Origin of the sequence: Paraburkholderia bryophila, from assembly GCF_003269035.1 — a bacterium.
GTDB lineage: Bacteria > Pseudomonadota > Gammaproteobacteria > Burkholderiales > Burkholderiaceae > Paraburkholderia > Paraburkholderia bryophila.
Window position 1 is genome coordinate 178863 of record NZ_QLTK01000002.1, and the last position, 19060, is coordinate 197922.

The following is a 19060-nucleotide window of genomic DNA, read 5'->3' on the forward strand; positions in this document are numbered from 1 at the left end:
CAATGCTGTCATCGCGGCCACGCATGAAGCGCCGCCCGTCCGGGCGGGCGCCAGCGACGCGACGCATCGAATCATCGAACCCTTTCCGACAGGAGTCTGACCATGACCACACCGCGCCGTGCGCTGATCGTTATCGACGTGCAGAACGAATACGTGAGCGGCGATCTGCCGATCGAATATCCGGACGTGCAGACATCGCTCGCCAACGTCGGCCGCGCGATGGATGCCGCGCATGCCGCCGACATCCCGGTCGTGGTCGTCCAGCACCTTTCGGCGGCGACCTCGCCGCTGTTCGCGCGCGGCAGCGCCGGCGCGGAATTGCATCCGGTGGTGGCCTCGCGGGCGCGCGCTCACCTCGTGGAAAAGTCGCTGGCCAGCGCGTTCACCGGGACCGATCTCGCCGACTGGCTGGCCGCGCGGCAGATCGATACGCTGACCATCGTCGGTTACATGACGCACAACTGCGATGCGTCGACCATCAACCATGCGGTCCACGCCGGCCTGGCCGTCGAATTTCTGGAAGACGCGACGGGTTCGGTGCCGTACGAAAACAGTGCGGGTTTTGCCAGCGCGAAAGACATTCACCACGCGTTCAGCGTGGTGTTGCAATCCACCTTCGCGGCAGTGGCGAGCACGGACGCGTGGCTCGCGGCAGTGAAGAACGGCACGCTGCTTCAGAAAGGCGATATCTATTCGTCGAACCAGAAGGCGCGGGCACGCCGGAACGCCGCGTAAGCACGAGGGCGTAAAAAAAGCGGCCGGGTTTGCTCACCCGTCCGCTTTTTTTGCGTGGCCCGATACGTTCTTCCTAGTTAACAAGCCGGCCTATCCGCCAAGCCTTACACCGGACTCTTCAACAACGCCGGACTCATCCGCAACGCGTCGAACATCCCATCCACCATGCGCTGCGCGTAAGCGCCGAAATCCGTGGCGTCGGGCAGGAACAGCATGTCGCGCAGCGACCCGCTGACGAACGCATGTACCATGGCCGCCGCCAGCCGCGTGTCGAGTTGCGCCGGCATTTGCCCTTTGGAGATCGCATTGCGCAGACCGCCTTCGATTTTCATCAGCCCCTCGCGCATGTTGGTCTGATAGCGGATCCGCACCGGGCCCATTTCCTCGACCAGCTCGCATTTCAGGAACAGGATGTCGAACACGCGACGGCGGTGCGGGTCGTTAGCGGTGTCGCGCAGGCAGACCACGCAGATTTCCATCAGACGTCCAAGCGGATCGGGCTCGTTCGGGTCCAGCGACGCGGCCTTGAGTTCGTCCAGCGGCAGCAGCACGCGGTCGAACATTTCGGTAAACAGATCGCTCTTATGCGCGAAGTGCCAGTAGATCGCGCCGCGCGTGACGCCCGCCGCCTGCGCGATATCGGCCAGCGACGTGCGCGATACGCCTTTCTCGAAGAAGACCCGCTCGGCAGCGTCGAGAATGCTGGTGCGCGTCTCAAGCGCTTCTTCTTTAGTTCTTCGGACCATATTCGTGTGACTTACCGTGATTGTGGGGTTTTCCCGAGCACTTTTAAGTCCGCGGGATGACAATCTGTCTGCAGTTAAGCGAATTGCGAAGCGTTCCTGCAGGCCCCCGCCCGCAAGAGAAGTAAACGCACTTATACATGCATTCGTGAATGTATATATAATAGCATCCCACGATCGGATAGCCCAAGCCGTGACGACCGGTTAATATCCGTCACTGTTGCCTTTCAAAACGCTCTTGTGCCGCGCCTGGACGGGCGGCGCCGTGCGGCATTTCCCAGGTATGGCGCATTTTGCTCAGGGTGCCCGGCAGCTTCGGTTTGCGTTCACGGGCTTTCGGTCAAGCGTCGCAAGACGCATGTGTGCGCTGTCGTCCCCGGGGTAGGGATGCGCGCACTTTTTCATTCTCAGTCTTTGACAGAGGTCGCTCCATGCGCGTCGAACGGGTTCCATTCCGCTTAATCAGTGCCGCGACGGCTGCCGTATTGCTGGCAGCGTGCGGACCAAAACAATCTGCCCCGCCGCAGCAAACGCCCGAGGTGGGCGTCATCACCGTTCAACCGACTTCGGTACCCGTAGTCACCGAACTGCCCGGCCGCACCAGCGCCTTCCTCGTCGCGCAAGTGCGCGCACGGGTCGACGGCATCGTGCTGCGCCGCGAGTTCACGGAAGGCGGCGAAGTCAAGGCGGGTCAGCGTCTGTACAAGATCGATCCGGCGCCGTACATCGCCACGTTGAACAACGCGAAGGCCACGCTGGCCAAGGCGCAAGCCAACCTCGTGTCGACCACCGCGCAGGCTAACCGCTACAAGGTGCTGGTGGCCGCGAACGCGGTCAGCAAGCAGGACTACGACAACGCGGTCGCCTCGGAAGGCCAGGCCGCGGCAGACGTCGCCGCGGGCAAGGCAGCGGTCGACACGGCGCAGATCAATCTCGGCTATACGGACGTGACTTCGCCGGTGACCGGCCAGATCGGCGTGTCGCAAGTCACGCCGGGCGCGTATGTGCAGGCGAGCGCCGCCACGCTGCTGGCGACCGTCCAGCAACTCGATCCGGTTTACGTAGACCTGACGCAATCGAGCCTCGACGGTCTGAAGCTGCGTCGCGAAGTGCAGGAAGGCCGTTTGAAGACGAGCGGCCCGGACGCGGCCAAGGTCTCGCTGATTCTCGAAGACGGCCGTACCTATTCGGAAAAGGGCAAGCTGCAGTTCACCGACGTCACGGTCGACCAGAGCACCGGCTCGGTCACGGTGCGCGCGCTCTTCAAGAACGCGGACAAGGTCTTGTTGCCGGGCATGTTCGTGCGCGCGCGGATCGAAGAAGGCGTCAACGACAACGCGCTGGTGGTGCCGCAAGTCGGTGTCACGCATGACCAGAAGGGTCAGCCGACCGCGCTGGTCGTCGGCGACGACAACAAGGTCGCGTTGCGTCAGCTCGTCACGTCGGGCACGTACGGTTCGAACTGGGTGGTCGAGAGTGGCCTGAAGCCCGGGGACCGCGTGATCGTCGCGGGCACCGAGAAGGCGCGTCCGGGTCAGCAGGTCAAGCCGGTTGCCGCGCAACTTCCCGCCACACCCGCTTCCGACGCATCCGCTCAGGCTGCGCCGGCCGCCAGCGGTGCTGCACAGACGGCGCAACCCGCCTCTGCGGCATCGGGCGCGTAATAACAGGGAGCCCGCCTCATGGCAAAGTTCTTCATTGATCGCCCGATTTTTGCATGGGTGATCGCCATTATTCTGATGCTCGCGGGTATCGCGTCGGTCTTTACGTTGCCGATCGCGCAGTATCCGACGATCGCGCCGCCGGCCGTGCAGATCAGCGCAACGTATCCGGGCGCCTCGGCGAAGACGGTGGAAAACACCGTCACGCAGGTGATCGAGCAGCAGATGAGTGGTCTCGACCACTTGCTGTACCTGTCGTCCACGTCGGACGACTCGGGTACGGCAACCATCACGCTGACGTTCGCGGCCGGCACCAATCCTGACATTGCACAGGTGCAGGTGCAGAACAAGCTGCAACTGGCCACGCCGTTGCTGCCGCAGGCCGTGCAACAGTTGGGCACCAAGGTCACGAAGTCGAGCAGCAGCTTCCTGATGGTCCTCGCGTTCAACTCCGAAGACGGCAGTATGAACAAGTACGACCTGGCGAACTACGTCGCGTCGAACATCGAAGATCCGCTCAGCCGGATCGACGGTGTGGGTACCGTGACGCTGTTCGGCTCGCAGTACGCCATGCGGATCTGGCTGGACGCGAACAAGCTCACCAACTTCGGCTTGACGCCGGTCGACGTGCAAACCGCGTTGACGGCCCAGAACGTGCAGGTCGCGGGCGGTTCGCTCGGCGGCACGCCGTCGGTGCCGGGTCAGGTGCTGCAGGCAACCATCACGGAAGCCACGCTGCTGAATACGCCTGAACAGTTCGGCAACGTGCTGCTGAAGGTGAATCCGGACGGTTCGCGAGTCCGTATCAAGGACGTGGCGCGGATCGAGCTGGGCGGCGAAAACTATAACTTCGACACCAAGTACAACGGCCAGCCGACGGCCGGCTTCGGTATTCAGCTCGCGACCGGCGCTAACGCGCTGGCCACGGCCAAGGCCGTTCGCGCGAAGATCGACGATCTGTCGAAGTACTTCCCGCATGGTCTGGTCGTGAAGTATCCGTACGACACCACGCCGTTCGTGCGTCTGTCGATCGAAGAAGTGGTCAAGACGCTGCTCGAAGGTATCGTGCTGGTGTTCCTGGTCATGTACCTGTTCCTGCAGAATCTGCGCGCCACGCTGATCCCGACGATCGCCGTGCCGGTGGTGCTGCTGGGCACGTTCGCGATCATGGGTCTGGTGGGCTTCTCGATCAACACGCTGTCCATGTTCGGGCTCGTGCTGGCCATTGGCTTGCTGGTGGACGATGCGATCGTGGTGGTGGAAAACGTCGAGCGGGTCATGCAGGAGGAGGGGTTATCGCCTCGCGAGGCGACCCGCAAGGCGATGGACCAGATCACCGGCGCGCTGGTCGGCGTGGCGCTCGTGCTGTCGGCGGTGTTCGTGCCGGTGGCGTTCTCGGGCGGTTCGGTCGGTGCGATTTACCGGCAGTTCTCGTTGACGATCGTGGCGGCCATGGTGCTGTCCGTGCTGGTCGCGTTGATTCTGACGCCGGCGCTGTGCGCGACGATTCTCAAGCCGATCGAGAAGGGTCACCAGGAACGCACCACCGGTTTCTTCGGCTGGTTCAACCGCACCTTCAACAAGAGCCGCGACAAGTATCACTCGGGCGTGCACCACGTGATCAAGCGCTCGGGCCGTTGGCTGATCATCTATATGGTAGTGATCTTCGCGGTCGGCCTGCTGTTCGTGAAGCTGCCGAAGTCGTTCCTGCCCGACGAAGACCAGGGCACGATGTTCGTGCTGGTGCAAACGCCGTCGGGCTCGACCCAGGAAACCACGGCGCGCGCGCTGAAGGACGTGTCGGACTATCTGCTGAATGACGAGAAGAGCATTGTCGAATCGACCTTCACGGTGAACGGCTTCAGCTTTGCCGGTCGCGGCCAGAACGCGGGTCTCGTGTTCGTGCGGATGAAGGACTATTCGGTGCGTCAGCATACGGACCAGAAGGTGCAGTCGCTGGTCGGTCGTCTGTTCATGCATTTCGGCGGCTACAAGAACGCGCTCGTGTATCCGGTGAATCCGCCGTCGATTCCCGAACTCGGCACCGCCGCGGGCTTCGACTTCGAGTTGCAGGATCGCGCGGGTATCGGTCACGACAAGCTGATGCAAGCACGCAATATGTTGCTCGGCATGGCGGCGAAAGATCCGACGTTGGCCCAGGTGCGTCCGAACGGCCTGAACGATACGCCGCAGTTCAAGGTGGATATCGATCACGAGAAGGCGTCGGCGCTCGGCGTGTCGCTGGCCACGATCGACCAGACGTTCTCGATCGCGTGGGCCTCGCAGTACGTGAACAACTTCCTCGATACCGACGGCCGGATCAAGAAGGTGTATCTGCAAGGCGACGCCCCGTTCCGTATGAACCCGGAAGACCTGAACGCCTGGTACGTGCGCAATTCGGCGGGCACCATGGTGCCGTTCTCGTCGTTCGCCAGCGGCACGTGGACCTACGGTTCGCCGAAGCTCGAACGCTACAACGGTATCTCGGCAGTGGAAATCCAGGGCGCGGCTGCGCCGGGCAAGTCGACCGGTCAGGCCATGACGGCAATGGAAGCGCTCGTGGCGAAGCTGCCGGCGGGTATCGGCTACGAATGGACCGGCTTGTCGCTGCAGGAACGCCAGTCCGGTTCGCAGGCGCCGATCCTGTACGGCATCTCGATCCTCGTCGTGTTCCTGTGTCTCGCGGCGCTGTATGAAAGCTGGTCGATCCCGTTCTCGGTGATCATGGTGGTGCCGCTCGGCGTGATCGGCGCACTGCTGGCCGCCACGCTGCGCGGACTCGAGAACGACGTGTTCTTCCAGGTGGGTCTGTTGACCACGGTGGGGCTGTCGGCGAAGAACGCGATTCTGATCGTGGAATTCGCCCGCGAGTTGCAGCAGGGTGAAGGCATGGGGCCGGTCGAAGCGGCGCTGGAAGCGGCGCGTCTGCGGCTGCGTCCGATTCTGATGACCTCGCTCGCGTTCATTCTCGGCGTGATGCCGCTCGCGATCAGCAACGGCGCGGGTTCGGCCAGCCAGCACGCAATCGGTACCGGCGTGATCGGCGGGATGTTGACGGCAACCTTCCTCGCGATTTTCATGATCCCGATGTTCTTCGTCGTGATCCGCGCGAAATTCGGCGGTGAGACGGAAGACCCGGATGCAGCGTTCGAACATTCCAACCAGCTCCATCCGCACGATCCGCAAGGTGGTGCGTCGGGCGGTAACGGCTCGGGCAAGGACGGACATTGAGATGCAAAAACACTCTTTGATTGCAGTGGCGGTCGCGTTGTTCGCCGCGGGTTGCACGATGGCGCCGCATTACCAGCGCCCGGCGCCGCCCGTGGACGCGAGCTTCCCGACCGGCGGCGTGTATGCCACGCAGCCGGGCGCGACCCAGCCCGACGCCAAAAGCGCGCGCAGCGCGAACGGCGTGGCGGCTGCGGACATCGGCTGGCGCAATTTCTTCGTCGATCCGCGCATGCAGCGGTTGATCGAGATTGCGCTGAAGAACAACCGCGACCTGCGCGTGTCGGTGCTGAACATGCAGGCGTCGCAGGCGCAGTTCCGCGTCGTGCGCGCCGGCCTGTTCCCGACGTTGAATGCGGCGGCTTCGCAAACCAAATCGCGTACGCCGACGGACCTGGCGTTCGGCGGCCAGAACATTTCCAACTCGTACTCGGTCGGTTTGAACGCGTCGTGGGAAATCGACTTCTTCGGGCGGGTGCAGAGCCTGAAGGACCAGGCGTTGGCGCAGTACCTGGCCACGACGCAGGCGCGCAAGGCAGCGGAAATCTCGCTGGTGTCGCAGGTGGCGAATCAGTATCTGACGGTGCTCGAGCTCGACGACTTGCTGAAGGTCACGCAAGACACGTTGAAGACCGCGCAGGAGTCGTACCGGATCACCAAGCTGCAGTTCGACAACGGGACCGGTTCGGAACTCGATTTGCGCCAGGCGCAGACGGTGGTCGAGACGGCCAACGCGAACCTGCAGGCGCAGGCGCGCTTGCGGGCTCAAGGCGAGAACGCGCTGGTGCTGCTGCTGGGCGAGCCGATGCCGACCGATATGCCGCCGGGTCTGACGCTGAACGATCAGAATCTGCTGACGGATATTCCGGCGGGCTTGCCGTCGGATCTGTTGACGCGTCGTCCGGACATCATGGAGGCCGAGGAGAATCTGCTCGCGGCCAACGCGAATATCGGCGCGGCGCGTGCGGCGTTCTTCCCGAAGGTCTCGCTCACCGGCAATTTCGGTACGCTGAGCCCGTCGCTCGGCGGGTTGTTCAAGCCCGGTTCGGCGGCGTGGGGCTTTTCGCCCACGATCACGTTGCCGATCTTCGCCGGTGGCGAGAACAAGGCCAACCTCGACCTTGCCAACATCCAGAAGAACGTCCAGATCGCCACGTATGAAAAGGCGATCCAGACGGCCTTCCGCGAAGTGGCGGACGGTCTGGCGGCGCGCGGTACGTATGACCAGCAGATTCAGGCGCTGGAGCGCAATACGTTTGCGGAACAGCGTCGTCTGGATCTGTCGAATCTGCGTTATACGAACGGGGTCGACAGCTATCTGTCGGTGCTGACCGCGCAGACCGATCTGTACACGTCGCAAACGTCGCTGATCACCGCGCGCATGGAGCGTCTCCAGAACCTGGTGACGTTGTATCAGGCGCTTGGCGGTGGCTGGATCGAGCATAACGGCGATCAGCCGCGTCCGGCCGACGCACCGGTCGATTACGGTGCGGCGAGCGCGCCGGCGGCGGCTTCGGCGGCGACGGCGGGTTAGGTCGGCGTCGTGTAGCAGAGGTGATGCGGAGGGCGGCTTTCAGCAGTGTCACGAGAGCCGTTCTACGCGGCCAGCACCGGCAAACGACACAGCAGCACACGGCAACACGCGGCAGCAAACAGCAACACCTGCTAGCTGGAAACAAAAACGCCACGGCATGCCGTGGCGTTTTTTTTGTCCGCAGAGGACGCGATGCGATGACTACCTCTGCTGCAACTCAGTCGCTCAATGCAGATCCGCGGCGCGCAGCATTTCGTCGCGCGGCGGCTCGTCCTTCCCACCGCGTCCGTCGAAATCGTGACCGGCCCGGCGAATCTCGCATTGCGCCTTCTTCTCGCTCTTCACACCGTTGAAGATCAGGTTCAGCACCACCGCCGACACGGAAGCCAGCAGAATCCCGCTGTGCAGCAGCGGCGTGAGCGCGGCGGGCAGCTTCGAGAAGAAGTGCGGCGACACGACAGGCACCAGACCCAGACCGACGCTCACTGCGACGATGAACAGGTTGTGCTGGTTCTTCACGAAATCGACTCGCGACAACACCTTCATGCCGTTTGCCGCCACCATGCCGAACATCACGATGCCCGCGCCGCCGAGCACGAAGGCCGGCACCGAGGCGACCACTTGCGCCATCTTCGGGAACAGGCCCAGCAGCACCAGAATCACGCCGCCCATCGCGCAGACGAAGCGGCTCTTCACGCCGGTCACACCGATCAGACCGACGTTCTGCGAGAACGACGTATGGGGGAACGAGTTGAAGATACCGCCGATCAACGTGCCCAGTCCGTCCACGCGCAGACCGCGCACCAGCGCTTTCTGATCGACCGGGCGATCCACCATGTCGCCGACCGCGAGAAACATGCCGGTCGATTCGATGAAGGTGACGAACATCACGGTGACCATCGTCGCGATGGACAGCGGATCGAAATGCGGCATGCCGAAGTGGAACGGCATTACGAAGCCGACCCACGGTGCGTGCGTGACGCCGTCCATGTTGACGCGGCCGAGCACCAGCGCGATCACGAAGCCGGCGACGATGCCGAGCAGCACCGAGATGTTGGCGAGGAAGCCTTTGGCGAACTTGTTGATCAGCAGAATCAGCGTCAGCACGATAAACGACAGGCCGAGATAAACCGGATTGCCGTAGTCGGGATTGCCCACGCCGCCGGCCGCCCAGTTGATGCCCACTTCCATCAGCGACAGACCGATCACCGAAATCACCACGCCGATCACGACCGGCGGGAAGAAGCGCAGCAACTTGCCGACCGCGGGCGCAAGCAGAATGCCGACCACGCCGGCCGCGATCGTCGAGCCGAAAATGTCGAGAATGCCGAGCGAGGGATTGGTGCCGATCGCCAGCATCGGACCGACGGCCGCGAACGTGCAACCCATGATGACCGGCAGGCGGATCCCGAAGATCCACAGACCGAGCGTTTGAATCAGCGTGGCGATGCCGCAGGAGAACAGATCGGCGCTAATCAGGAAGGCGATCTGATCCTTCGGCAATTTGAGTGCTGCGCCGACGATCAGCGGCACGGCGACGGCGCCGGCATACATCACCAGCACGTGCTGGATGCCGAGGGTCAGCAACTGGCCCGCGGGCAGTCGCTCGTCGCACGGGTGAACCGTGTTCGATTGCATATTTCTGTCTCCACCATCTAGTTTTTGAGATGACTCCAAGGTATCGGGGACGATAAAGCGCAACAAGACCACTGGGGCCTATTCCGGCATTCCCGGTGACGATATGCGTCGAGCCGGTTTGAAAGGCAATTTAAAGCTACGCATCTGTCCCATCGGCGGACAGCCCCTTGCAGCCGCGGTGCGGGTCGTCAGGCCGTGCGCGCCATCGCCAGACTGATATGTGTGAGAATCAATGAGGTGTATCTCATTGAACGCATAGTGCTGTTTTCATGCGGCTCGCGGCGCGGCGGGGTTAACCCGCGATTCGGCAAAATCGGCGCGTTTTCGGCAGCGTTGCCCGAGGTGTGTCGCGGTGACGAAAAAACCGCCTTCGGCGCAGCTTTCGCGTGCGCCTCGCGACCTTCTTTTTTACCCCTCTTTTAACGTGCAATCGCCCATGAGTTTTCTTGGTATCGACCTCGGCACCGGTTCCCTCAAAGTCGCAATCGTCGATGAAAATGGCCGCGAGCAGGCGGTCGCGAGCGTCGTTTATACGTTGGAGACACCGCACGCGGGCTGGGCGGAGATGTCGGTGCAGACCTGGTGGCGCGCACTGTGCGAAGCGGCGGCGCGTTTGCCGCAGGCGTTGCGCAGCGAGGTGCGCGCCATCGGCTTCTCCGGGCAGATGCACGGCGTCGTGCTGATCGACGCCGCCGGCGAAGCCGTGCGGCCCGCCATGCTGTGGCCCGATACGCGTGCGCTGGGTTTGCTCGACGCGTGGCCCGAACCGCAAGCGAATCCGGTGGCGCCGGGCATGGCCGGCCCGTTGCTACGCTGGATCGTGCTGAACGAACCGCAGTCCGTGCGTAGAATGCGTTGGGCGTTGCAACCGAAAGACTGGCTACGCGTGGCATTGGGCGGCGAGGTGCTCACCGATCCGTCCGACGCCTGCGCGACCGCGCTCGCCGATCCGGCCGGCGTATGGGATACGGCGCTGCTGGCGCGGCTGGAGATTCCGCGCGAGTGGTTCGCGCCGCTGGCGCCTTCGTATGCGGCGGGCGGTGTTTTATCGCGGAATGCGGCGCAGGCATTGGGTCTGCGCGCCGGCATCGTGCTCGCGACCGGCGCCGCCGACACGCCGTGCGCGGCGCTCGGCAGCGGACTCGCGCGCGATGGCGACGCATTGCTCACCACCGGCACGGGCGGACAGATCGTCGTGCTGGCGGAGCAGGAGCCGACGGCGGCGAAGGGCTTGCATCGGTATCGAGCCGCCAGCGATCACTGGTACCGGATGGCGGCGATGCAGAACGTGGGCATCGCGCTGGAACGCGTGCGCGGCTGGCTGTCGTATGAATGGACTGATGCTTATCGCGATGCGTTTGGCGAGATCAATGCCGCTGCGCTCAGTGAAGTGCCTGGTGACGCTAATGCCGCTGCAATGAGCAGCGCAAGCAGCGTAAGCAGCACAGGCAACGCAAGCAACGCAAGCAACGCAACCTCCGGCAACCACTTAGCGCATACCCCCGGCACCGCAGCGCCCGCAACCGGCCTAACCTTTCTCCCTTACCTCACCGGCGAACGCACACCGTGGCTGAACCCATCGGCGCGCGGCGGCTGGCTCGGCCTCGCGCTCGACCACACGCGCGGCACGATGATGCGCGCCGCGTTCGAAGGCGTCGCGTTCTCGCTGCGCGCCGGGCTCGACGCGATTCGCGCGAGCGGCGCAACGGTCACGACGCTGAAGCTCGCGGGCGGCGGCTCGGTCGACGCGCGCTGGCGGCAATTGTTAGCCGTTGCGCTGGACGTCGAGCTGTATGCGGTCGATTGCCCCAACGCGGCGCCGCGTGGCGCGGCGATGCTCGGCGGTCTGGCGAGCGGCCATTGGCACGCGCACGATCTCGCCGCGCTGGCGCCGGGCGCGACGCGGGTAGCCGGTCCGCAAGGCGATGCGGCGCTGGCCCAACGCTACGCGCGCTTTCTCGATCTCTACGGCCGGGTCGAAAGCTGGTTCGACGGTACGACACAACGGTGACGCTGCCGGCGCTGGCCGAAAACGGCCGCGCCGATGTCCGCTACGGACAATGCCGTGACGCACTTTGCAATACCATTACGCTTTTCGCGCGCTAAGTTAGAGCGCGGCACATCATGCCGGACGCGCGTCGCACTCACAGACCTCAAGGAGCATTCAGATGAAGACCAAAGCCGCCATTGCATGGAAAGCCGGCGCCCCGTTGACGATCGAGGAAGTGGACCTGGAAGGCCCGCGCGCCGGCGAAGTCCTGATCGAAGTGAAAGCGACGGGCATCTGCCACACCGACTACTACACGCTCTCCGGCGCGGACCCGGAAGGCATCTTCCCGGCGATTCTCGGCCACGAAGGCGCAGGCGTGATCGTCGATACGGGGCCGGGCGTCGGCACGCTGAAGAAGGGCGATCACGTGATTCCGCTGTACACGCCGGAATGCCGTCAGTGCAAGTTCTGTCTGTCGCGCAAGACCAACCTGTGTCAGGCGATCCGTTCGACGCAAGGCCGCGGCTTGATGCCCGACGCCACCTCGCGCTTCTCGCTGGACGGCAAGCCGCTGTTTCACTACATGGGCACGTCCACGTTCTCGAACTACATCGTCGTGCCGGAAATCGCGGTCGCGAAGGTGCGTGAAGACGCGCCGTTCGACAAGATCTGCTACATCGGCTGCGGCGTGACGACGGGCGTCGGCGCGGTGGTGTATTCGGCGAAGGTCGAAGCGGGCGCGAACGTGGTCGTGTTCGGCCTCGGCGGTATCGGCCTGAATGTGATTCAGGGCGCGAAGATGGTCGGCGCGGACAAGATCATCGGCGTCGACATCAACCCGGGTCGCGTGGAACTGGCGAAGAAGTTCGGCATGACGCACTTCATCAACCCGAACGAAGTCGGGAACGTGGTCGACCACATCGTGCAACTCACCGACGGCGGCGCGGACTATTCGTTTGAATGCATCGGCAATACCAAGGTGATGCGTCAGGCGCTCGAATGCACGCACAAGGGCTGGGGCCAGTCGTTCATCATCGGCGTGGCGGCGGCGGGCGAGGAGATCAGCACGCGTCCGTTCCAGCTGGTGACGGGCCGCGAGTGGAAGGGCTCGGCGTTCGGCGGCGCGCGCGGCCGCACGGACGTGCCGAAGATCGTCGACTGTTACATGGAAGGCAAGATCAATATCGACGATCTGATCACGCACCGTCTGCCGCTCGAACGCATCAACGAAGGCTTCGACCTGATGAAGAAGGGCGAGTCGATCCGCTCGGTCGTGCTGTACTGATGTCGAACGTAATGGATGCAACCCACGCAACCCACGCAACCCACGCAACCTATCGCAAGGAGCAGGGCGATGCTTGAACTCCTGTCGTCGCATGCCTGCCATGGCGGCGAGCAGCGTATCTACCGGCACGATTCGCAGACCATCGGTCTGCCGATGCGCTTCTCCGTCTATCTGCCGCCGCAGGCCTTGCTGGCGAACGCGAACGTGCCGGCGCTGTTCTATCTCGCAGGTCTCACCTGCACGGAAGAAACCTTTCCGATCAAGGCCGGCGCGCAGCGTTTCGCGGCCCAGCACGGCATCGCGCTGATTTCGCCGGATACAAGTCCGCGCGGCGCGGGCGTGCCGGGCGAAAGCGCGGCGTGGGATTTCGGCGTGGGTGCGGGCTTTTACGTCGACGCGACCCAGCAACCGTGGGCGCAGCACTATCGGATGTACTCGTACGTGCGCGACGAGCTGCGTGAAACGGTGCTGGCGAACCTGCCGCTGGACGGCGCGCGCCTCGGCATCTTCGGGCACTCGATGGGCGGTCACGGCGCATTGATGCTGGCGCTGCGCAATCCGGAGATTTATCGCTCGGTGTCGGCGTTCGCGCCGATCGCCGCGCCCACGCGTTGCCCGTGGGGCGAGAAAGCGTTCGGCGGGTATCTCGGCGACGCTCGCGAGGCGTGGAAGCAGTACGACGCGAGCGAGTTGGTCGCGCATGCGTCGCGCAAGTTCGCGGCGGGGATCCTGGTGGATCAGGGGCTGGCGGATCAGTTCCTCGCGGAACAGCTGAACCCGGACGTGTTCGAAGCCGCCTGCCAGGCGGCGGGTCAGCTGCTGACGTTACGCCGTCACGCGGGTTACGACCATGGGTATTACTTCATCTCGACGTTTATCGAGGACCATCTCGCGCATCACGCGAGGGTGTTGCTCGGCTGAACCTGTCGTCGCATGGCGATGACGGTAGCGCGTCAAAACGGCCGCCGTCATCGCTCTTCACTCAACGCCGCTTCAACAGACTCCCGCCATACACCACCGCCGACAGCACGGTGATCCAGAAGCTCGTGGGCCAATCGGTATAGAACGCCAGCGTCAGGCCGAGCCACGCCTGCAGCAGCGCGAACAGCGCGGCCAGCACGAGTCCGGTCGACAAACGCGTCGTCATGTTTTGCGCGGCGGCGGCTGGGCCGACCATCAGCGTGAACACCAGCAGCACACCGACGATCTGCGTACACGCGGCCACCGCCAGCGCGGCGATCGCCAGAAACAGCACCGACACGAGCCGCAGCGAGACACCCTTGGCTTCGGCCAGTTCAGGCTGCAACGAAGCAAACAGCAGCGGCCGCATGATGGCGGCCAGCGCCAGCAAACTGACCACGCCCAACGCCGCCAGCACGCCGAGCGTCGACGTATTCACGCCGAGCACATTACCGAACAGCAGCGCGGTGACCTGCGTCGCGTACGCGGTGAAGAAGTGCAGAAACAGCAAACCGAAACCGAGCGACAGCGACAGGATCACGCCGATCGCCACGTCGCGCCCGGCGAGGCGTTCGCCAAGCGCGCCCATGCCGACGCCCGCCGCGAGCGTGAAGCCGATCATCCCCCAGATCGGCGAGATGCCGATCAGCACCGCGCCGGTCGCGCCGGTGAAGCCGACGTGCGACAGCGCGTGGCCCGCGAAGGTCTGGCCGCGCATCACCAGAAAATAGCCCACGATACCCGCCAGCACCGCGACGATCCCCGACGCCGCGAACGCGTTGACCATGAAATCGTATTCAAACATCGTGCGTGTGTCCGTCGCGTGAGTCGTGCGGGTGTGAGTGGCCGTGTGAATGGCCGCCGTTTTCGTCGTGTTCGTGCTCGTGATCGTGCTTTTCGACTTCGACGTCGCCCGACATCACGAAGATGCGGCCGTTCACCCGCATCACGTCGATCGGCGAGCCGTACAGGCGCGACAGGACCGGGCGGGTGATGACCTCGTCGACGGTGCCGAGCGCGGCCACGCCGCTGCCGAGGTACAGCACGCGATCGATCGAGTTGAGCAGCGGATTCAATTCGTGCGCCGAAAACAGCACGGCAATGCCGAGTTCCTGCTGCACGCGCCGCACCAGTTCGACCACGCTCTTCTGATGATGCGGGTCGAGACTGATCAGCGGTTCGTCGAGCAACAGCAGTTTCGGATTGCCGAGCAGGCATTGCGCGAGCAGCAGGCGCTGCCGCTCGCCGCCCGACAGTTCCGACAACGGCCGCTCGGCCAGCTTGCGACCGCCCACCAGATCCAGCACGCGCTCGACATCCGCGCGGGTGTGAGCGTCCGCATGCGGCAAGCCCCAGCGATGACCGTCGGCGGCCATCGCGACGAAATCGCGGCCGCGCACACGCCGTCCGGCGAGCGCACTGCGCGTCTGCGGCATATAGCCGATCGACGCATTGCCGCGCTCCACCGGCTGCCCCAGCACGCGGATCGTGCCGCTCGCGGCCGGCACGAGGCCGAGTACCGCGCGCATCAAGGTGGTCTTGCCCGCGCCGTTCGGCCCGAGCACGCCGATGAATTCACCCTGGTTCACCACGAAGCCGGTGTCGCGCAGGATCGTGCGGTCGCCGAGTTCGAGCGTGACCTGGTCGAGTTCGAGCACGGGCGCGGTGGACGGTGCGCCCGTGGGCGCACTTGCTGCAGGGGCCGGCGTGTTGCGGCCAGTCAAAGTCATGGTGTCGTTCCTTTGCCGCCGGAAGCCGCCACCGCGCCCGCACCGTTCGCTTCGCCCGCGATCAGCGCGGCGTTCAGCGCGTCGAGCTGCGTCAGCATCCACGTCTGATAGGTCTTGCCGGCCGGTTCGGTCTCGGTGACGCTCATGGACGGCACCTTCGATTGCTGCGCGAGCTTCAACATGCGTTTGGTCAGGGCCTCGGTTGCCTGGCTGTTATAGATCAGAACGCGCACGCGCTTTTCGCGCAGGTCGCGTTCGAACGCGGCGATATCGGCCGCGCTGGCTTCGGTGTCGTTCATCGTGGCGAGCTGGAAGCGCAGATTGCGCATACTCAGCCCGATCGCGTCCGACATATAACCGAACACCGGCTCGGTCGCCGTGACCGGCACGCCCGCGTAACGGCCACGCAGGTCGGCGACCTTGGCGTCGATCGGCTTCAGCGAATCGAGAAACTTCGCGAGGTTCGCATCGTACGCCGACTTGTGCGCCGGGTCAGCCGCGACGAGCGCTTCGCTCACCGCGCGCGCGACCTTCGGCATGGTGGCCGGGTCGTACCAGAGGTGCGGATTATCGCCGCCTTTCTTGCCGGTGAGGTCGGCGGCGACGATCGTCACACGCTTCGACCCCTTCGACGCGGCCAGCAATTTTGCCATCCACGGATCGTAGTCGGCGCCGTTGTACACCACGAGGCTCGCATGCTGCAACGCGCGCGCCGTCTTCGGGCTGGCTTCGAACAGGTGCGGGTCCTGGTCCGGGTTGCTGAGAATGCTGGTCACGTCGACGCGATCGCCGCCCAACTGCTGCACCACGTCGCCGTAAAAATTCTCCGCCGCGACCACCGGGATTTTCGCATCGGCGGCGAAGGCGCTGTGACCGATCGCGAACGCGGCCGTGGCCGCCGCAACGTATTTCGACAGCTTCAGCGCGCGGTGCGCTCCGTTCAACATCGAGCCGAGTTTGTTCATCGTCGTTTCCTGCTGCGTGAGAGGTGGGTGAGTCACTAACGTTAGGAGAGGGTCTTGCGGCCGGCCGCAGGCAACTGCGACCCGCCAATGAAGCGCGGTCGAAATGATATAACGTATCTCAAATAATTGTCAGCGCCTTATGCAGAAAGCGACTTGGCCTTGCCTGATTTCTCGTATTAGTGTTGTTCAGGGCCTGGACGGAAGTGCGCACGTCCTGCCGCGCTGCACCATCGAAATCTGCGCGGGTGCCTTGACATGACCCGGTCCGTATCCGATCATTCGATCACTAACAGAGCAATTGTTCGCGCAATGAGCGTTCGCTCAGTGCGAAACAAAACGCAATGAACCGGAGACAGGCAGTGGCGGCACGATTGCAAGACAAGGTGGCCATTCTGACGGGCGCGGCAAGCGGAATCGGCGAGGCCGTGGCGCGCCGCTATCTGGACGAAGGCGCGCGCTGCGTGCTGGTGGACATGAAGCCGGCCGACAGTTTCGGCGACACGTTGCGCGCCGACCATGGCGACCGTGTGCTGAGCGTCAGCGCCGACGTCACGCGCCGCGAAGATATCGACCGTATCGTGGCGAGCACGCTCGAGCGTTTCGGCCAGGTCGACATTCTGTTCAATAACGCGGCGCTGTTCGATATGCGCCCGCTCCTCGACGAATCCTGGGACGTGTTCGACCGCCTGTTCGCGGTCAACGTGAAGGGTCTGTTTTTCCTGATGCAAGCCGTCGCGCAACAAATGGTCGAGCAGGGCCACGGCGGCAAGATCGTCAATATGTCGTCGCAAGCGGGGCGGCGTGGCGAGGCGCTGGTGTCGCATTACTGCGCGACCAAGGCGGCGGTGCTCAGCTACACGCAATCGGCGGCGCTTGCGCTCGCGCCGCACAAGATCAATGTCAACGGCATCGCGCCGGGCGTCGTCGACACGCCGATGTGGAAGGAAGTCGACGCGCTCTTCGCCCGTTATGAAAACCGTCCGCTCGGCGAGAAGAAGCGCCTGGTCGGCGAAGCGGTGCCGCTCGGCCGCATGGGCGTGCCGGACGACCTGACCGGCGCCGCCCTGTTTCTCGCGTCGGCGGATGCCGACTACATTACCGCGCAAACGCTGAACGTCGACGGCGGCAACTGGATGAGTTGAAGAACGAGGCACGTCACAGCGATACGTACGTGCGCATCATCCCCGTCATTTTCGTAAAACAAACGCAGCACCACATAACGTACGAGAAAGGAGACAACACATGAAGCCAGTCCTCAAATCCGCGCTGAAAGCGGCCAGCGTCGGCGCCATGGCGTGCTTCGCGCTGAGCGCGTCGGCGGCCACGGTGACGATCGCCACGTTGAACAATCCGGACATGATCGAGCTGAAGAAGCTCTCGCCCGCTTTCGAGCAGGCGAATCCGGACATCAAGCTGAACTGGGTGATTCTCGAGGAAAACGTGCTGCGTCAGCGCGCCACGACCGACATCACGACCGGCAGCGGCCAGTTCGACGTGATGACGATCGGCGCCTATGAAACGCCGCAATGGGGCAAGCGCGGCTGGCTCACGCCGCTCACCAACCTGCCCGCCGATTACGATCTGAACGACGTGGTGAAGACGGCCCGCGACGGGTTGTCCAGCGGCGGCCAGTTGTACGCGCTGCCGTTCTACGTCGAAAGCTCCATGACGTATTACCGCAAGGACCTGTTCGCAGCCAAGGGTCTGAAAATGCCCGACCAGCCGACCTACGATCAGATCGCGCAATTCGCCGACAAGCTGACCGACAAGGCCAACGGCATGTACGGCATCTGCCTGCGCGGCAAGGCGGGCTGGGGCGAAAACATGGCGTACGCGACGACGGTGGTGAATACCTTCGGCGGCCGCTGGTTCGACGAGAAGTGGAACGCGCAGCTCACCTCGCCGGAATGGAAGAAGGCGATCGGCTTCTACGTCGATCTGCTGAAGAAAGACGGCCCTCCGGGAGCGAGCTCGAACGGCTTCAACGAAAACCTCACGCTGATGTCCTCGGGCAAGTGCGCGATGTGGATCGACGCGACGGTCGCGGCCGGCATGCTGTACAACAAGCAGCAATCGCAGATTGCCGACAAGGTCGGTTTCGCAGCGGCCCCGGTCGCTGTCACGCCGAAGGGTTCGCACTGGTTGTGGGCGTGGGCGCTGGCGATTCCGAAGTCGTCGAAGCAGACTGACGCGGCGAAGAAGTTCATCGCGTGGGCGACTTCGAAGCAATACATCGAACTGGTCGCGAAGGACGAAGGCTGGGCCTCGGTGCCGCCGGGCACGCGTCAATCCACCTACGCTCGCCCCGAGTACAAACAGGCTGCCCCGTTCGGCGACTTCGTGCTGAAGGCGATCGAATCGGCGGACCCGGATCACCCGACGCTGAAGCCGGTGCCGTACACCGGTGTGCAGTTCGTGGGTATTCCTGAGTTCCAGTCGTTCGGCACGGTGGTCGGTCAAAGTATTTCCGGCGCGGTAGCCGGTCAGATGACGGTCGACCAGGCGCTGGCCGCCGGCAATGCGACCGCGAATCGCGCGGTGCAACAGGCCGGGTATCAGAAGTAACGGTCGGAAGTCACGATCGAAGCTAC

At 63.8% G+C, this 19060-nt stretch carries 14 protein-coding genes; 9 read left to right on the plus strand and 5 right to left on the minus strand.

Going from position 1 to position 19060, the window contains the following annotated elements; translation table 11 throughout:
- The first annotated feature begins 102 nt into the window (after positions 1-102).
- Positions 103-735, plus strand: a complete 633-nt coding sequence (locus tag BX591_RS04350) for a cysteine hydrolase family protein (RefSeq protein WP_111929501.1) — start codon at positions 103-105, stop codon at positions 733-735.
- Positions 736-839: 104 nt separating this feature from the next.
- On the opposite strand, the gene BX591_RS04355 is transcribed toward BX591_RS04350, so the two are convergent.
- Entirely contained in the window at positions 840-1481 is a 642-nt protein-coding gene (locus BX591_RS04355) for a TetR family transcriptional regulator (RefSeq protein ID WP_111929502.1), read from the minus strand.
- A 428-nt stretch (positions 1482-1909) separates the two neighbouring features.
- Here BX591_RS04355 and BX591_RS04360 point away from each other — a divergent pair, with 428 nt between their 5' ends.
- From BX591_RS04360 to BX591_RS04370, 3 genes are read left to right on the plus strand one after another with little or no spacing between them, the layout of a single operon-like run.
- A complete protein-coding gene (locus tag BX591_RS04360; RefSeq protein ID WP_111929503.1) occupies positions 1910-3142 on the plus strand; it encodes an efflux RND transporter periplasmic adaptor subunit in 1233 nt (410 codons plus the stop codon).
- Between the two features lie 18 nt (positions 3143-3160).
- On the plus strand, positions 3161-6370 hold the full coding sequence (locus BX591_RS04365) for an efflux RND transporter permease subunit (RefSeq protein ID WP_111929504.1): 3210 nt from the start codon (positions 3161-3163) through the stop codon (positions 6368-6370).
- 1 nt (position 6371) lies between these two features.
- Positions 6372-7901, plus strand: coding sequence for an efflux transporter outer membrane subunit (locus tag BX591_RS04370; protein WP_111929505.1), 1530 nt, complete (start codon positions 6372-6374; stop codon positions 7899-7901).
- 225 nt (positions 7902-8126) lie between these two features.
- Here BX591_RS04370 and BX591_RS04375 read toward each other — a convergent pair whose 3' ends face one another.
- Complete coding sequence (locus BX591_RS04375; RefSeq protein WP_167444496.1) at positions 8127-9539, minus strand: nucleobase:cation symporter-2 family protein; 1413 nt, start codon at positions 9537-9539, stop codon at positions 8127-8129.
- A 436-nt stretch (positions 9540-9975) separates the two neighbouring features.
- Here BX591_RS04375 and BX591_RS04380 point away from each other — a divergent pair, with 436 nt between their 5' ends.
- From BX591_RS04380 to fghA, 3 genes are all read left to right on the plus strand, one after another.
- On the plus strand, positions 9976-11550 hold the full coding sequence (locus tag BX591_RS04380; protein WP_111929507.1) for a xylulokinase: 1575 nt from the start codon (positions 9976-9978) through the stop codon (positions 11548-11550).
- Between the two features lie 157 nt (positions 11551-11707).
- Positions 11708-12814 (plus strand): S-(hydroxymethyl)glutathione dehydrogenase/class III alcohol dehydrogenase, encoded by a 1107-nt coding sequence (locus BX591_RS04385; protein WP_111929508.1) that lies wholly within the window; start codon positions 11708-11710, stop codon positions 12812-12814.
- Between the two features lie 69 nt (positions 12815-12883).
- Positions 12884-13735 carry an S-formylglutathione hydrolase gene (gene fghA / locus BX591_RS04390; protein WP_111929509.1) on the plus strand — a complete coding sequence of 284 codons (852 nt, stop codon included), beginning with the start codon at positions 12884-12886 and terminating at the stop codon, positions 13733-13735.
- Between the two features lie 61 nt (positions 13736-13796).
- Here the strand turns inward: fghA and BX591_RS04395 are convergent, their stop codons facing one another.
- From BX591_RS04395 to BX591_RS04405, 3 genes are read right to left on the minus strand one after another with little or no spacing between them, the layout of a single operon-like run.
- Entirely contained in the window at positions 13797-14579 is a 783-nt protein-coding gene (locus BX591_RS04395; RefSeq protein ID WP_111929510.1) for a metal ABC transporter permease, read from the minus strand.
- Positions 14572-15504, minus strand: coding sequence for an ABC transporter ATP-binding protein (locus BX591_RS04400; protein ID WP_111929511.1), 933 nt, complete (start codon positions 15502-15504; stop codon positions 14572-14574). Before BX591_RS04400 ends, BX591_RS04395 begins: the two co-directional genes overlap by 8 nt.
- Entirely contained in the window at positions 15501-16469 is a 969-nt protein-coding gene (locus BX591_RS04405; protein ID WP_111929512.1) for a metal ABC transporter solute-binding protein, read from the minus strand. The genes BX591_RS04400 and BX591_RS04405 overlap by 4 nt, the downstream gene beginning before the upstream one ends.
- Before the next feature lie 341 nt (positions 16470-16810).
- On the opposite strand from BX591_RS04405, the gene BX591_RS04410 reads away from it, so the two are divergent.
- Both BX591_RS04410 and BX591_RS04415 read left to right on the plus strand, forming a co-directional pair.
- Entirely contained in the window at positions 16811-17611 is an 801-nt protein-coding gene (locus BX591_RS04410) for an L-iditol 2-dehydrogenase (protein ID WP_111929513.1), read from the plus strand.
- A gap of 100 nt (positions 17612-17711) precedes the next feature.
- Positions 17712-19034 carry an ABC transporter substrate-binding protein gene (locus BX591_RS04415; RefSeq protein WP_111929514.1) on the plus strand — a complete coding sequence of 441 codons (1323 nt, stop codon included), beginning with the start codon at positions 17712-17714 and terminating at the stop codon, positions 19032-19034.
- The last annotated feature ends 26 nt before the right edge of the window (positions 19035-19060 follow it).

Bases quoted from the DNA above. Each gene is read 5' to 3' on its own strand.
- BX591_RS04350 (WP_111929501.1), top strand. From the start codon at position 103: ATGACCACACCGCGCCGTGCGCTGATCGTTATCGACGTGCAGAACGAA.
- BX591_RS04355 (WP_111929502.1), bottom strand. From the start codon at position 1,481: ATGGTCCGAAGAACTAAAGAAGAAGCGCTTGAGACGCGCACCAGCATT.
- BX591_RS04360 (WP_111929503.1), top strand. From the start codon at position 1,910: ATGCGCGTCGAACGGGTTCCATTCCGCTTAATCAGTGCCGCGACGGCT.
- BX591_RS04365 (WP_111929504.1), top strand. From the start codon at position 3,161: ATGGCAAAGTTCTTCATTGATCGCCCGATTTTTGCATGGGTGATCGCC.
- BX591_RS04370 (WP_111929505.1), top strand. From the start codon at position 6,372: ATGCAAAAACACTCTTTGATTGCAGTGGCGGTCGCGTTGTTCGCCGCG.
- BX591_RS04375 (WP_167444496.1), bottom strand. From the start codon at position 9,539: ATGCAATCGAACACGGTTCACCCGTGCGACGAGCGACTGCCCGCGGGC.
- BX591_RS04380 (WP_111929507.1), top strand. From the start codon at position 9,976: ATGAGTTTTCTTGGTATCGACCTCGGCACCGGTTCCCTCAAAGTCGCA.
- BX591_RS04385 (WP_111929508.1), top strand. From the start codon at position 11,708: ATGAAGACCAAAGCCGCCATTGCATGGAAAGCCGGCGCCCCGTTGACG.
- fghA (WP_111929509.1), top strand. From the start codon at position 12,884: ATGCTTGAACTCCTGTCGTCGCATGCCTGCCATGGCGGCGAGCAGCGT.
- BX591_RS04395 (WP_111929510.1), bottom strand. From the start codon at position 14,579: ATGTTTGAATACGATTTCATGGTCAACGCGTTCGCGGCGTCGGGGATC.
- BX591_RS04400 (WP_111929511.1), bottom strand. From the start codon at position 15,504: ATGACTTTGACTGGCCGCAACACGCCGGCCCCTGCAGCAAGTGCGCCC.
- BX591_RS04405 (WP_111929512.1), bottom strand. From the start codon at position 16,469: ATGAACAAACTCGGCTCGATGTTGAACGGAGCGCACCGCGCGCTGAAG.
- BX591_RS04410 (WP_111929513.1), top strand. From the start codon at position 16,811: ATGAACCGGAGACAGGCAGTGGCGGCACGATTGCAAGACAAGGTGGCC.
- BX591_RS04415 (WP_111929514.1), top strand. From the start codon at position 17,712: ATGAAGCCAGTCCTCAAATCCGCGCTGAAAGCGGCCAGCGTCGGCGCC.